We start from the raw sequence: 15,335 nt of genomic DNA on the forward strand, positions 1-15,335 counted from the left end.
GACCTCCTTGTTGTGGTGCCTGGGCCGACTTCCCGGCCAGACAGAACGAGCCATCCAGGTAAACGGAACTATCGAGTTGAAGAACTTTATATGGGTAAATCGACCACCTTGCGGTGGTTCCTCCCTGGGCCGCGTAACATGCGCGCCATGCGACGTGCTCTCTCTCATCGTCATCCGGTGGCGCGGGTGGTCGCCGCCGCCGCGCTGGCCACCGCTCCGCTCGCCACCGCGGCCACCCCCGCCGCCGCGGACCCGGGCTCGGGCTCGGTGGAACTGCCCCCCGTCGTCGCCGTGTTGGCGTCGGACGTCCCGTGTGCGAAGGCGTCCACCAGGAAGGCCGAGGACGCGACCTGGTCCCGGTCCACGCTCGGGCTCGGCCGGGCCTGGGAGCTGTCCCAGGGCGCCGGGGTGACCGTGGCCGTGGTCGACTCCGGCGTCGGTACGGACATCCCGGCGCTGTCCGGCCGGGTCACCGCGGTCGGCGACGCGGGCGAGGACTGCGTGGGCCACGGCAGCTTCGCCGCGGGCCTGATCGCGGCGGCACCCGTCAAGGGCGTCGGCGTGGCGGGGGTCGCGCCCGGGGCGCGGATCCTGGCGGTGCGCGGGACGCAGCCGCGCGGCGAGACCACCGCCGCGACCCTCGCGGCGGGCATCCGCACCGCGGTCGACAAGGGCGCCGACGTCATCTACGTCGGGCGGGTGCTGGCGACGGGGAAGGCCGAGCTGACCAAGGCCGCGGCATACGCGGCCGAGCGCGACGCGCTGGTGGTGGCGCCGGTCGGCCCGGACTTCCTCCCCAGGGACCGGAACACGGGCCAGACGGTCGAGCCCGCGCCCTGGTACTGGCCCGCGTCCGCGCCCGGCGTGCTCTCGGTCATCGACTACGGCCCGGACGGCAAGCGCCCCGACAGCGCGCCCGCGCTGGACGGCGCGGACCTGGCGGCGCCGGGTGACGCGGTGGTCAGCGTCGGACCCAAGGGCTCGGGCCACTACATCGGTTCGGGCTCCTCGCTCGCCGCGGCGCACGTCGCGGGCGCGGCGGCGCTGGTACGGGCCCGGTACCCGGAAATGTCCGCGGCCGAGGTCGCACGGCAGCTCACGGTGGCCGCGTATCCGTCGGACACACCACGGGTGGACCCGTACGCGGCGGTGAGCTCGCTGCTCACCGACCAGCAGGGCGCCACCCCGAAGCCGGCGGCTGCCCATGTCCCCCCGGCCGCCTCGCCCGAGCCGCGCCATCGCGCCGTGATCATCGCGGGCGCGGGCGGCGGCCTGCTGCTGCTGGTGGCCGCCGGGGCCGTGGTGATCCCCCGCGGCCGGGCCCGGCGCTGGCGCCCGGGGGACGCGCGGGACCGGCAGCCCACGGAGGCCATAGCGCCCACGACGCCCACGGAGCCCGCGGGGACCGGGGCTTCCTGAGGACCGCTGCCCGCACGGCCCGACGGGGCCGTGCGGGCCCTCTGCCCGTTCCGCCGGAATTCCAGCCCGTTTCGGGTGGCAACTCACTCCCCGTGCGGGCAGCCGCTTCGCCGATATGGGCAACCACCCCGCCCGCATGGACGGCCCACCGCGCTCTTTCCGGTAATCGCCGACTCGTCGCCGACTCTTTTCCGGGCAGTCCCGCAAAGGAAATCGGTCAGCCTCCGGGGTAATTCGGGCAGCCGCCCCGCCCTTATATTCCGGGCGGGTGTCCGCGACCTTGCGGGAAGGTGAATATCCCCGGGGGGACCGGGCCGTTTTCCCGCGCCGGCGCGTCATTGCGCCGGCCCGTCGTCCACGAGCGCCGTCTGCACCCGCGTCGTCTTGTGACGGGCGATACGCGTGGCCCGCCCCGGCGCCAGCACCCGGCCCTTGATACTGCCGAAGAGATATCCCTCCGCCGGCGGGCAGGACAGCAGCAGACTGGGGGTGTTGACCTCCAGCATCCGCCGCAGCAGGCGGTCGTTGAGGCCGCGCGAGGCGCCCGCCGCGGCGCGGGCCACGACCAGGTGCAGCCCGACCTCGTAGCCGAGCGCGAGGTGCGCCAGCAGCGGGTCGAACGGCGCGTTCATCGAGTCGCCGCCCACCATGTCGTAGTCGTCGACCAGGATGAACAGCCGCGGGCCCGTCCACCAGTCGCACAGCTTCATCCGGGCCGGTGTGATGTCCGGGCCCGGCACCCGCTCCTTGACCGCCGGGGCCGCCCCGCCGATCATGTCGCGCAGCGCGTCGATGGAGACCGCATGGCCGAGGCGGTACTCGTCGGGGATGGCCTCCACCAGGGTGCGGCGGTAGTCCACGATCATGATCCGTGCCTCGGCGGGGGTGTACCGTTCCATGATCGCCTTGGCCGTCAGCCGCAGCATGTTGGTCTTGCCGCTCTCGGTGTCGCCGACGACGACCATGTGCGGGGTCTCGCTGAAGTCGTGCCAGACCGTGGACAGTTCGTTCTCTTCCAAACCGATCGGCATCCGCAGGTCGCCCTCGGGCGGCGGGAGCTGGGAGACCGGCAGCCTGGTTGGCAACATCCGCACCTGCGGGGTCCGCGGCCCCGGCCAGCTCTCCTTGACCGCCGCGACCAGTCCGGCGACCCCGTCCGCGAGGTCCTCCGCGCTCTCCACGCCGTCGATGCGGGGCAGCGCGGAGAGGTAGTGCAGCATGCCGTCCCGGGTCAGACCGCGGCCGGGCAGCCGCGGCACGGTGGCCGCGCGGCGGCTGTTGATCTCGGAGTCCATCGAGTCGCCCATCCGCAGCTCCAGATGGGTGCCGGCCTGGTCGCGCACGCCCGCGGACAGCTCCACCCAGCGGGCGGTGGTGACGATCAGGTGGATGCCGTAGTTGAGGCCGCGGGCGGCCATCGAGTTGAACGTCTGCATGTGCTGGTCGAAGTCCTGCCGCACCGTCGACCAGCCGTCGATGACCAGGAACACGTCCCCGTAGGGCTGGTCCGCGAACTCCCCGGCGGCCCGGCGGCGCCGGTAGGTGGCCATGGAGTCGATGCCGTGATCGAGGAAGTACCGCTCGCGCGCGGCCAGCAGCGAGTTGACCTCCGCGATCGTCCGGCCCACCCGCTCGGTGTCCAGCCGCGCCGCCACCCCGGCCGTGTGCGGCAGCTCCGCCAGGCCCGCCAGCGCGCCGCCGCCGAAGTCCAGGCAGAAGAACGACACCTCGCGCGGGGAGTGGGTGAGCGCGAGCGCGGTGAGGATGGTGCGCACCAGGGTGGACTTGCCGCTCTGCGGGCCGCCCGCGATGGCCACGTGCCCGCCGACGCCCGACAGGTCGATCGTCAGCAGGTCCCGCAGCTGCTCGAAGGGCTTGTCCACGATGCCGATCGGGACGGTCAGCCGCCCCCGCCCCGGCCAGCCGACGGTGGTCAGCCCCAGGTCGGGGTCGGGGGTGAGCGGGGGCAGCACCTGGTCGAGGGTCGCGGGCAGGTCCAGCGGCGGCAGCCACACCTGGTGGGCGGGCGGCCCCGCGGTGAGCAGCCGCTCCACCGCGACAGACAGCAGCGTGTCCCCCGTCTCCTCGGGCTCCGCCCCCTCTTCGGGTTTTGGCTCGGGGACGTCGGGCATCTGGCGCGGCACCACATAACCGGAGGTCCACGGCATGGTCTGGCTGGCCACCCGGGCCTGGTTCGCGCCGGCCCGCCGCTCCTGGTACGGGCCGGAGACATACGCCGCGCGGAACCGGGTCAGCGCCTCCACACCGGACTTCAGATAGCCGCTGCCGGGCCGCGGCGGCAGCTGGTAGGCGTCGGGCACGCCGAGCACGCCGCGGCTCTCCATGGCGGAGAACGTGCGCAGCCCGATGCGGTACGACAGGTGGCTCTCCAGCTGGTGCATCCGGCCCTCGTCGAGCCGCTGCGAGGCGAGCAGCAGATGCACGCCCAGGCTCCGCCCGAGCCGCCCGATCATCACGAACAGGTCCATGAACTCGCGGTGCGCCGCGAGCAGTTCGCTGAACTCGTCGACGACGATGAACAGGCTGGGCAGCGGCGTCAGCGGGGTGCCGGACGCCCGCGCCTTCTCGTAGTCCAGCGCGGAGGTGTAGTTGCCCGCCGCCCGCAGCAGCTCCTGCCGCCGCATCAGCTCGCCGTGCACGGCGTCCTGCATCCGGGAGACCAGCGCCGCCTCGCCCGCCAGGTTGGTGATCACCGCCGAGGTGTGCGGCAGCTCGTCCAGGCCGAGGAAGGTGGCGCCGCCCTTGAAGTCGACCAGGACGAAATTGAGCGTTTCGGAGGAGTTGGTCAGCGCGAGCGCCAGCACCAAGGTGCGCAGCAGCTCGCTCTTGCCGGAGCCGGTGGCGCCGATCAGCATGCCGTGCGGCCCCGTGCCGCCCTGGGCGGACTCCTTGATGTCCAGCTCCAGCGGGGTGCCGTCGGCGCACACCGCGATCGGCACCCGCAGCCGGGCGGAGCCGGTGTTGCGCTGCCACAGCGTGGCCGGGTCGTGCCGGCGCAGGTCGCCGATCCCCAGCAGGGTGGTCAACTCCACGTTCGTCGCCAGCGGTTCGGCGACCTCGCTGCCCATGCCCATCCGGTACGGGGCGATCCGCTTGGCCAGCGCGGTGGCGCCCCTCGGCCCGAACCGGTCGGGGCGGCCGAGTCGCGTGGGCTGCTCCTTGCGCTCCCGGTCGGTACGGACCAGCGTGAAGTCCTGCCCGGACACCTCGAAGCGGAGCGTTACCCGGCCGGGCCGCCAGGTCAGCGCGCCGCTCAGATCCAGCACGACGGCGTTGCGGAAGCCCGGCCCGTCCAGCCGGTGCCCGCCGGGGACGCTCCCGCCGTCCACCACGATCACGGTGAACGGCTCCTCGCGCCCGGCCGCCGCGTCCGGGTCGAAGGCCGGCCGCTCCAGGAACTCGGCGCCGAGCAGGTCCTCCAGCTCGTTGAAGGCCGAGACGCACATGCGGGCCGGGCCCGCGCCGTCGCTCTCCTGGGGGTGGAGGTTGTGCGGCAGCCACTTCACCCATTCCCAGTCCGCCCGCCGCTCGTCGGACACACACAGCGCCACCCATATGTCGTCGGGCGCGTGGAAGGTCACCAACTGGGCGATCACGGCACGGGCGACGGAACGTATCCGCTCCTCGTCGCCGCGGAACAGCACCCGCGCCCAGGCCCGCAGGTAGATGGCGATGGGCTGGTCGGGCACGGTGGAGTACGCCCGGATGAAGCTGCGCAGGGCGTGCGCGGCCAGCGGCTCCAGGTCCTCCACCGGCGTGGTGGCCTTCGGCGTCAGCCGCAGGCCGAGCTTCTGCTCGCCGACGGCCACCCGGACCTCGCCGAAGTCCTCGTCCTGCGGGCGGCGTTCCCACAGCCGGGTGGTGCCCACCAGCGCCCACAGGGCCGCGGGCTCCGGGTGGCGCCAGGCCAGCGCCTTCTTCTGGTCGGCTACCGCGGTGCGCACCTTGCGCCGGATCTGCGTGAGATAGCGCAGGTAGTCGCGGCGCTCGCCCTTCAGGCGCTGCTTGCGCTCACTGATCTTGCGCATCATCTGGCCGAGCATCATGGCGGCGGACGCCAGCACCATCATGCCGACGGCCAGGTACATGAAGTGGCTTCCGGACGCCCGGCTCATGCCCGGCCGCATGAACATCAGCATCATCGACACCGACATCAGCGCCATGGGCAGATACGTCCACACGGCGGAGCTGTCGGGCACCACCTCGGGCAGCGTGGGCGGCTCCTGGAGGTTCAGCTCGCCCTCGGGCATGTCCGGGCCGCGGCGGCGGGCCGGCCTGCGGAACAGGACCACACTCAACGAACGGTCTCCTTACGGGCGGTGTGCGGATGAAAACCATGCCCTATTGAAATGCAGGCCCAGCCTTTTCCGCCACCGCGAGAGCTTACGCCTGGAGTTTCAGTTCCATTGCGTCAATGAACTCCAGTGACATTCTGTCATTTAGTGACACGCTGTCCTTTGGTCTCTTTACTTGTGCACGCCATGGAACGTGTGTACTTTGCCGAAAGGTAAGTGCATTACCCAGGTGTGCGGACGGAGCCATGTCCTACCGAAATACAGGTCCAACCCGTTTCGCCACCGAGACAGCTTCCGGCCGGAGTTTCTGTGTCATTCTGTCATTTCGCGACACGATTTCTTTCGGCGGAATACCCCGGAGGAGCGTGAGTCGGCCAGATGACTGACACCCAGGTTGCCGACCTGTGCCGGCTGACCGTCCGCGCGCCCGCCAAGAGCGTCGACCTGGCGGTGCCCTCCGATGTGCCCGTGGCCGACTTGCTGCCCGCCGTCCTCGGCTACGGCGGCGAGGACCTCGACGAGACCGGCATCGACCACGGCGGCTGGGTGCTGCAACGCCTCGGCGCCGGGCCGATGGACGAGGAGCGCACCCTCGACTCCTACGATCTGCGCGACGGCGAAACGCTCTACCTCCGGCCGCGCACCGAGGCGCTGCCCGATGCCCACCTCGACGACCTCGTGGCCGGCATCTCCGACACCATGCAGTCCCGCCCCTACGGTTGGACCCCCGAGGCGAGCCGGCGGCTGCTGCTCGGCCTCGCGGTGACCGCGCTCACCGGCGGGCTCGTGGTGCTCGCCCTGCCCGGCGGCTCGGTGGGGGTGCGCGCCCTGTGCGCCGCCGTGGCCGGACTGTTGCTGATCGCGGGCGCCGGGTCGGCGAGCCGCGCGGTCGGCGACGCCGGAGCGGGCGCCACGCTCGGCTTCATGGCCGCGCCCTACCTGGCGTTCGCCGGGTGGCTGCTGCCCGGCGGCGACCTCACCGGCGCACACGCCAACGAGGTTGTGGGCTCGCGGCTGTTGGCGTCCTGCGTGGCGGGCGCGGGCGGCGCGATCGTCGTGCTCGCCGCAGTGGCCGCGTACGCCGCGCTCTTCCTCGGCACCGGCGTGGTCGCGGCGTTCGGCGCGATCACCGGGACCCTCATGATCACCGCGGACCTGGCGCCGCACCATGTCGCCGGGATCATCGCCCTGGCGGCGGTGGTGCTCGGCGCGTTCGTCCCCTCGCTGTCCTTCCGGATGTCGGGGCTGAAAGTGCCACCGCTGCCGACCAACGCCCAGCAACTCCAGGAGGGCATCGAACCGCACCCGACCGCGGCGGTCATCGGCCGCACCGCGCTCGCGGACGGCTGGATGAGTTCGCTGTACGGGGCGGTCGGCGCCACCTGCGCCGCCTGCCTCGCGGTGCTCGCCTGGTACGCCAACCTCCCCTCCGTGCTCACGGTGGTGGTGCTGTCGCTGCTGCTGATGCTGCACGCGCGGGGTCTGGGCAACACCTGGCAGCGGCTCTCGCTGACCCTCCCCGGCGTGGGCGGGCTGCTCCTGCTGATCCTCGTCGGCGCGGAGTCGTACGCACCGGACCGCCGACCGCTGGTGGCCGCCGCACTGCTCGGCCTCACGGCGGTCATCGCCATCGTCTCCTGGACGGTACCGGGGCGACGCCTCGTCCCGTACTGGGGACGGGCGGCCGAGATCCTGCACTACCTGATGGCGCTCAGCCTGCTGCCCCTGGTCCTGTGGGCGCTCGGCGTCTACAGCGCACTGCGCGGGCTGATGGCGTGAGCGAGACGGACCGAGACGGAAGGGAGTGACCGATGCAGACGAAGCGCGATCAGGTCCAGGCGCACATGTTCGTCATGGGGCGGCTGACATCCGCCATGCTGCGCGCGGATCCCGACGCCCCGGAGAGCCCGCAGGGCAGGACCAACCGGGCCGTGACCATCAGCGTCCTCATCGGGATCCTGCTCTGCGCCGGATCGTTCGTCTTCGGCCTGCTCAGCCCCGGCACGAAGAGTTCCTGGCGGGACCCGGGCACGCTGGTCATCAACAAGGAGACCGGCACCCGCTACCTCTACCTGGGCGGACGGCTGCGCCCGGTGCGCAACCACACCTCGGCGCGGCTGCTCGCGGGTGACCAGATGAAGGTCATGACCATCGGGAGCAAGTCGCTGCGCGGCACCCCGCACGGCTCGCCGGTCGGCATCAGCGGCGCCCCCGACGAGCCGCCGGGCAACGGCAACCTGACCGGTGACCCGTGGCAGGTGTGCTCCGGCAACACCAGCGGAGCGACCGGCACCACGGTGGCCGTGGGCGCCAAGGCCGACGGCGCGGGGCTGAAGTCGGGGCAGGGGCTGCTGGTGAGCGGGCCCGACAACGACGACTACCTGGTGTGGCAGGGCCGCAGGCTGCGGCTCGACCAGAAGGCCAACGCCGCCGAGGCGCTGGGCTACGGCTCCACCAAGCCGGTGCCGGTCTCGGCCGCGTTCCTCAACTCCCTGCCCACGGGCCCGGACCTGGCCCCGGCCGACGTGCCGGGCCGGGGCGGGCAGGGGCCGGCATTGGGCGGACTCAAGACCCGGGTCGGCCAGGTCTTCAAGGTCGCCGCGCCGGGTGGCACCGCCCGCTACTACCTGTTGCGCAAGGAGGGGCTTGCCCCGCTGACCGCCACCGGTGCGGCGCTGGTCCTCGGCGATCCGGACACCCGGAAGCAGGCGTACGCGGGCGGGGCGGTGTCGCCCGCGAGCCTGGGCGCCGACGTGCTGAGCGGCCATCTGGCCCCGGACACGACGGAGGTGGAGACGGGGAAGCGGCAGCCGGCGACCCCGCCGGAGCCGGTGGACCTCGGCGCCGGACGGACACCGTGCGTCGGAGTGGAGTCCGGGAGCGACGGTACGCGGGTGAGCGTGGCCCTGATCCGCGACGTGGATCTCGGCCCGACCACGCAGGCCCCGCCGGAGGGGCTGGTCCCGGCGTGTGTGACGGTCAACCGGATCACGGTGCGGCCGGGCGGAGGCGCACTGGTGCATGTGCTGGGCGCGGGCGGCGGCGAGGTCGGCAACACGCTGTACCTGGTGACGGACACCGGAATGAAATACCGGCTGCCCGCGGCCGATTCCCTGAAGGCGCTGGGATACAGCGAGGGCGAGGCGCAGGCCCTTCCGTCCTCACTGCTGGCCATGCTGCCAACGGGCCCGGATCTGACCCCAGAGGCGGCGAGCGAGGGGCGCAGTAAATCCTCGGCGCCGCGGTGTGGAACAGAGAAATGACAGGCCGCCAGCGCACCCTGCCTGGTGGCGGATAACAGCCGAAGGGGCATCGCATGTCAGGACTGACGAGGTCAGAAGAGAGCGCAACCCGCAACGGAATCTCCGCCACGGAACAGACGTTCAGCAACATCCAGCTCAGCCGCCAGGACGTCGAGAACACGAAGATCAACGTGGGCAACGCCTACGGAGGCAGTGACGGTCAGAAGTACCAGGACCTGCTGCGGCAGTGGGACGACCAGGCCGAGGTCATCTCGAAGAACCTCAGCGACGTCATCGACCAGCTGAACGAGACGCTCCGGCAGAACAACCTGACGCAGGGTTCGCAGAACGACGCCGTTGACCAGCAGTACTCGCAGTCGCAGTCGATTTTCGACGCGTTGCACGGCTGAGTGAAACCCCGGGTGACGGACACCCGGACCCGTCCCGCATTTCCCCAACCCCCCGAAGCGAAATGAGGCACGTGCTGTGTCAACTGACTTCTCCGACGGGCAGATCTACGTCCAGTTCACGCATACCGACAACGCGGCTGAGGACATGCGTCTGCAGACTCAGCAGATAGAAAAGGCCCTCGCCCAGTACGAAGAGGACATGCAGAAGCTCATCAGCAGTTGGGAGGGTGACGACCAGGAGGTCTACGTCAAAAAGCAGCAGAAATGGCACGAGGCCGTCGAGAAGATGAAGTCACTTCTCGCGAGCCATGCGACGCTGCTCAACGAGATCGGCGACAACTACCGGACCAACCAGCGCAACCTCACGCAGGGCTGGGAAAGCGTGAAGATCGGCCGCTGAGGCACGGTGCGGTACGGGCGACCGTCTGCGCGTTTGAGACACGTGGGCGGTCGCCCGTTTCGGCATAGGACATCCACGGAGAGCAGCGACCGGCGAGAAGGGGCAGTGAGATGGCCGAACAGATTCAGCTGAACAAGAAGTGGATGGAGAACTTCATCAACGTCGATGTGCACAACTTCCAGGTGGAGCTGAAACACATCCTCAAGGATAGGGGTGATATTCCCGCGCTGGGCAGCCTGAAGAAGGAGAATCCGCATGATTTCGCGGATCCCCCCATCCCTTCGGGGACGCAGCTGCCCCTCACGATCGGCGCTATGACCGGTGATGGGGAGGAGCTGACCAACGGGGCGCACCTGCACAAGACCCTGGTGGCTCTCATCGACCAGATCGTGGGGATGATTGAGGAACAGCAGACGCTGTTCGACGACATCGAGGAAAACCTGCGGGAAACCGTCCATACGTTGCTGAAGACGCAGGATGGCAACCTGGCCAAGATCGATGGCGAGAAGTTCCTCGACGGCCTCGAAGACGTGGAGGACGACCTGACTTCCGGGGGGTCGGGCTCCGGCGGGGGCGATGGCGAGAACGATGAAAACTGATGGTCAAGAATCATGACAACAAGTGATCGGTAGTCGTCCCGGCTGAGTGCCGCAGTACCCCACACCCCCCTTCGTTCCCCCGCCCGATGGAGGCGCCGCCGTGCCGTTTTCCAAGGAAAGTGATCGTTGGCAGCAGGCGATCTACTATTTCACCGGTTACGAAGCGCCAAAGATCGACACGTTGTTTGAGGAGTGGTTCGGCAACGACGAAATCCCGCTGATGAAGGTGCAACTCACCAAGCAGAAAAGCGTCACCTACGTCGATGTGGATGACCTTCAATGGCGCGTCGATAACGCGGGTCGCAACATAAACAACACAGACTTCGTGATCCCCTTCTACAAGACGGGGGACGAGGAGGAGTCCGGCGAAGAAGCGTCGGGAGACGAAGTCACCTATTACAAGGCACGGTTCACGCTCCTGGGCAACCACAACATGGAAGACAGGCCGACCGGCGGTGTGTACGAGGGGGGCAAGAACAAGGCCAGGTACGACAACGACTTCAAGAAGTCGGACAACGGGACGGAGTGGGACACCGGCCCGCACACGCAGTACGCCTACGGAACGGGCCGGGCCCTTGAGGCTTTGCTCGACAACGACGGTGGTACGACTGGCTTCGAGTGGAACGGAATATCCGTGCCCCCCGAACGGGTCGTCGATCTCGCGTCGTTCGACAGGGCGGCCGGCGCCTTCGACCGCGTCGCCCGGTTCTACGTCAACCGCCAGGCGGAACTGGAGGAATGGCACAAGCGGGTCGGGATGCAGGAGAACGAGGCGTGGAAGGGCACGGCAGCCGGCGTCTTCTGGCATCTCATCCACATGCTGAACAAGCGGTACGAGGACTACGCCGACGACCTGCGCAACGGTGCGCTGTTTTCCGTACCGGGCGACGCCATCCGGATCGCAGGTGACGTGTTCAAGAACGCGGCCCGGGGACTCCAGCAGGACTGGGCCACGTGGGAAGCGAAAGATGGTAACCCGCTGAGCTTCCTCTCCGACCTGCTGTCGAAGATCACCGACCACGTGTGGGACCACAACATCACGAAAATCACCTACAAAGTGCATACCCGTGCCCGTGGCGAAACGGAAACCACCTATCACGCCACCGGTAAGTTCCGCCAGGATGCCGTCGACGAAAAGGGCCACAACTACGGCCCGCTGAACAGTCTGGAGACCTGGAAGGCGGTCGGTCAGGCGGCGATCGAGCGGTGGAAGAAATCCGTCGAGGAAAACCTGGTCGACAACGCCGACTTCGCGCTGCGGACGGTGCACGACGCGTGGAGCCCCTCGGTATTCGATCTTGGCACGATCAAGACATCGAGCGGGGACAGCCTGTCCAAGGAGTACGAGGAGGACGTGGCCGACAAGGAGAAGAAGGAGGCGGAGCAGAAGGAGAAGGATCAGGAGAAGAAGGAGAAGGAGTGGGAGGAGGAGCAGAAGAAGAAGGAGAAGGAGCAGGAGGAGAAGGAGAAGGAGTGGGAGGAGAAGCAGGAGAAGTACCAGAAGGAGCAGGAGGAGAAGGAGGAGAAGTACCGGAAGGAGCAGGAGGAGAAGGAGAAGGAGGCTAAGGAAGAGGCTGCCCGTAAGGAGAAGGAGTGGGAAGAGAAGCAGGCCGAGGCCGAGGCTGAGCAGGAGCGGAAGGAGAAGGAAGCCGAGGCCAAGCAGGACAAGTACATGCAGGAGCAGGAGGCCAAGCAGGAGCAGAAGGAGAAGGAGCAGGAACAGAAGGAGAAGGAAGCCGAAGCCAAGGCTGCGGCGAAGGAGAAGGAGCAGGAACAGAAGCAGGCGGAGCAGGAGGCCAAGCAGGAGCAGAAGGAGAAGGAGCAGGAGCAGAAGCAGGCCGAGGCCGAGAAGGAAGCTGAGCAGAAGCAGGCGGAGCAGGAGGCCAAGCAGGAGCAGAAGGAGAAGGAGGCCGAGCAGGAGCAGCAGCAGGCGAAGAAGGAGGCCGAGGCCGACCAGAAGGAGCAGGAGGCCAAGCAGGAGCAGCAGGAGCAGGAGCAGGAGCAGAAGCAGGCCGAGGCGGAGAAGGAGCAGGAACAGAAGGAGAAAGAGGCCGAGGCCAAGCAGGAGGAGCAGCAGAAGAAGCAGGAGGAGTACCAGCAACAGCAGCAGCAGTTCCAGATCAGCCAGGTGACTCAGCAGAAGGCCGAGCAGGAGCGGGCGAAGAAGGAGCAGGAGCAGAAGGAGGCGGAGCAGGAGCAGAAGCAGGCGGAGGCCGAGAAGGAGGCCGAGCAGAAGCAGGCGGAGCAGGAGGCCAAGCAGGAGCAGAAGGAGGCGGAGCAGGAGCAGAAGCAGGCGGAGGCCGAGAAGGAGGCTGAGCAGAAGCAGGCGGAGCAGGAGGCCAAGCAGGAGCAGAAGGAGAAGGAGCAGGAGCAGAAGCAGGCCGAGCAGGAGGCCAGGCAGGAGGAGCTTCAGAAGGAGCAGAAGCAGGAGCAGGAGCAGCTTCAGAAGGAGCAGGAGGCCAAGCAGGAGCAGCTTCAGAAGGAGCAGGAGAAGGAGCGGGAGCAGCTCCAGAAGGAGCAGAAGCAGGAGCAGGAGCAGCTTCAGAAGGAGCAGGGGCAGAAGGAGAAGGAGCAGGAGCAGCTTCAGAAGGAGCAGGAGAAGGAGCGCGAGCAGCTTCAGAAGGAGCAGGAGGCCAAGCAGGAGCAGCTTCAGAAGGAGCAGGAGAAGGAGCGGGAGCAGCTCCAGAAGGAGCAGAAGGAGGAACGGGAGCAGCTCCAGAAGGAGCAGGGGCAGAAGGAGAACGAGGCCGAGGCCAAGCAGGCGGAGCAGGAGAAGAAGCAGGAGCAGTACCAGAAAGAGCAACAGCAGTACCAGGAGGAGCAGCAACAGCGGCAGGAGCAGCAACAGGAAGAGCAGCAGAAGAGGGACGAGGAGTACCAGCAGCGGCAGCGGGAGTACCAGGACAAGCAGTTCCAGCAGCAACAACAACAGCAGCAATACCAGCAGGAGCAGTACCAGCAGCAGCAAGAGCAGTACCAGAAACAGCAGGAGCAGGCGCTCAACCAAATTGGCGGCGCACTGAACGGCGATAACTTGCCGCCGATGTCACACGACCTGATCACGGGGCCGGTGAACGGCGATGACTCACTGCACAACCCCGGTGGGAGCGAGTCGCACATTGACTCTCACGGCCGGGTGGTCACGGAGTACCCGGACGGTCACATCACCACGATCGATCCGGACAACCAGACTTCCAGCATCACCGACCCGGACGGCCACACGCGTTCCGGGCCGCTCAACGTCGATAACGTCCTCAACAACCCCGACGGCAGCAGGTCGCACATCGATCCGCAGGGACAGGTCGTCACGGAGTACCCGGACGGCAGCAAGACCACGGTCGATCCGGACACCGGCGGCACCTCGATCACCGACCCGGACGGCAAGTCGGTCACGGGGCACCTGAACGGAAGCGGCAACTCACTCCCGGACTTCCAGCAACAGTCCCCCGGATCCAACTTCGGCAACATCGGGGGCAGTGGAGGCGGCAACTCCAATTCGCTGTACGACCCGTCCTCGTACGAGGAGGAGCTGTGGGACAAGGATCCGTATCAGTCGCCCGGTGACCAGAACGGCAACGGCAACAACCAGGCGGCGGCCAACGCCGGCAACCAGAACCAGCCCGGGGCGCCGGGGGGCGGCGGCATGCCGCTCAACCCCGGAACGATGCCCGGACGCGGTGGCGGCGCCGGCGGTGGCGAGGGCGGCCCCTCCGAGCGGGTCCGCAACGTGATCGACAGCGACGACGTGGTCAGTAACCGCCGGGCGACCCCCAGGCCCGGCCGCCCCGGTGGCGGGCCCCTCGACGAGCGCGAGAACGTGATCACCAGTGGCGGCACCCCGTTCCTGCCGCCGATGGGCGGCGCGGGCGGAGCCGGGTCGCCCGGCCAGGTGGCGACCCAGACCGACGACCGCGAGCGCGACGCGTGGGTGCCGGAGGACGAGGACGTCTGGGGCAGCGACGAAGGCGGCTCGCCGGCCGTGATCGGCCGATGAGCCCCCGCCGCGCCGTTGTTCCGGGGAACCGTGCAGCCGGCCCGACCAGCCCAACCAGCTCGACCAGCCCGAGGAGCACCCGTTGAACGAGCCGTACGCAGAGCGCATTCATCAGGCCAGGGCCCACCTCGAAGCCACGAGGGCCGCCATCGCCCGCGCTGAGCAGGACCTCGCGGGCACCAACGCGACGGCCCGTTCGCGGGACCGTGCGGTCGAGGTCACCATCGGCCCGCAGGGAGAGCTGAGCGGGCTGACGTTCCTGGACAACAAGTACCTGAGCATGACCGGACCGCAACTGGCCGCCTCGGTGCTGGAGGCGGCCCAGCGGGGGCGTCAGCAGGTCGCCCAGCGGGTGATGGACACCTTCCGCCCGCTGATGGCGGCGAACCCCGATGTCCCGGGGTCCCGGGACATCGACGTCGACTGGGACCGGCTCTTCGGGTCGGCGTTCGAGGGCGGCCGGCGAGCGGGTGGCGGCAGGTCGTCCGGGGACCGGTTGCGCGACGAGATCCACGAGGACCCGGATGTTTCCGGAGGACGGCGATGAGTGACGACACGTATGACTTGGACCTGGGCAAGATTCGGGGAGCGCTCAACGGCCTGCACGGTCTGGGGGAACGAGCCAGGGTGCTGAAGGGGCAGTACCTGGCCGACCATGAGAGGTACAAGGGCTGGAACGGCGACCCCGACGATCCGGACGACTTCTACAAGAAGACCGAGCCCGACGACGAGAAGACGACGCTGACGCTCACCGAAACGATCGACTCGTTCGGGTTGGCGATAGAGGCGGTGGAATCCGCGCTGCTGGAGAGTCTCGACAGCGTCAAAGCCGTTCATGCCGACGTGACCGAGCTGATCGCGCAGCAGGAACGTCTTGCCGACTCCGACAGCGGCTACGAGTCCAACGACGAGGACTCCAGCGACGACGAGTCCGGCAGCGGAAAGCACTGACCCC

At 68.6% G+C, this 15,335-nt stretch carries 10 protein-coding genes; 9 read left to right on the forward strand and 1 reads right to left on the reverse strand.

The features are described from left to right. Positions 1 to 147 precede the first annotated feature (147 nt). Positions 148 to 1,419 carry a S8 family serine peptidase gene (locus ACH4S9_RS18045; RefSeq protein WP_398372838.1) on the forward strand — a complete coding sequence of 424 codons (1,272 nt, stop codon included), beginning with the start codon at positions 148 to 150 and terminating at the stop codon, positions 1,417 to 1,419. A gap of 335 nt (positions 1,420 to 1,754) precedes the next feature. On the opposite strand, the gene eccCa is transcribed toward ACH4S9_RS18045, so the two are convergent. Then, positions 1,755 to 5,732, reverse strand: coding sequence for a type VII secretion protein EccCa (gene eccCa / locus ACH4S9_RS18050; protein ID WP_398373020.1), 3,978 nt, complete (start codon positions 5,730 to 5,732; stop codon positions 1,755 to 1,757). A gap of 381 nt (positions 5,733 to 6,113) precedes the next feature. Here eccCa and eccD point away from each other — a divergent pair, with 381 nt between their 5' ends. From eccD to ACH4S9_RS18090, 8 genes are all read left to right on the forward strand, one after another. Beyond that, positions 6,114 to 7,514: a type VII secretion integral membrane protein EccD gene (gene eccD / locus ACH4S9_RS18055; RefSeq protein ID WP_385338696.1), complete on the forward strand. Its 1,401-nt coding sequence runs from the start codon at positions 6,114 to 6,116 to the stop codon at positions 7,512 to 7,514. Between the two features lie 32 nt (positions 7,515 to 7,546). Beyond that, positions 7,547 to 8,998: a type VII secretion protein EccB gene (gene eccB / locus ACH4S9_RS18060; RefSeq protein ID WP_398372841.1), complete on the forward strand. Its 1,452-nt coding sequence runs from the start codon at positions 7,547 to 7,549 to the stop codon at positions 8,996 to 8,998. A 53-nt stretch (positions 8,999 to 9,051) separates the two neighbouring features. Next, positions 9,052 to 9,387, forward strand: coding sequence for a hypothetical protein (locus tag ACH4S9_RS18065; protein WP_385338690.1), 336 nt, complete (start codon positions 9,052 to 9,054; stop codon positions 9,385 to 9,387). 76 nt (positions 9,388 to 9,463) lie between these two features. Further along, on the forward strand, positions 9,464 to 9,787 hold the full coding sequence (locus tag ACH4S9_RS18070) for a WXG100 family type VII secretion target (RefSeq protein WP_385338687.1): 324 nt from the start codon (positions 9,464 to 9,466) through the stop codon (positions 9,785 to 9,787). A 110-nt stretch (positions 9,788 to 9,897) separates the two neighbouring features. Next, positions 9,898 to 10,386 carry a type VII secretion system-associated protein gene (locus ACH4S9_RS18075; protein WP_361181833.1) on the forward strand — a complete coding sequence of 163 codons (489 nt, stop codon included), beginning with the start codon at positions 9,898 to 9,900 and terminating at the stop codon, positions 10,384 to 10,386. Between the two features lie 100 nt (positions 10,387 to 10,486). Further along, positions 10,487 to 14,380 (forward strand): AAWKG family protein, encoded by a 3,894-nt coding sequence (locus ACH4S9_RS18080; protein ID WP_398372844.1) that lies wholly within the window; start codon positions 10,487 to 10,489, stop codon positions 14,378 to 14,380. Positions 14,381 to 14,462: 82 nt separating this feature from the next. Then, positions 14,463 to 14,927, forward strand: a complete 465-nt coding sequence (locus tag ACH4S9_RS18085; protein WP_385338680.1) for a YbaB/EbfC family nucleoid-associated protein — start codon at positions 14,463 to 14,465, stop codon at positions 14,925 to 14,927. After that, complete coding sequence (locus ACH4S9_RS18090) at positions 14,924 to 15,331, forward strand: hypothetical protein (RefSeq protein WP_385338677.1); 408 nt, start codon at positions 14,924 to 14,926, stop codon at positions 15,329 to 15,331. Before ACH4S9_RS18085 ends, ACH4S9_RS18090 begins: the two co-directional genes overlap by 4 nt. Positions 15,332 to 15,335: the final 4 nt, after the last annotated feature.

This window comes from Streptomyces sp. NPDC021225, from assembly GCF_044332865.1.
Taxonomy (GTDB): Bacteria; Actinomycetota; Actinomycetes; order Streptomycetales; family Streptomycetaceae; genus Streptomyces.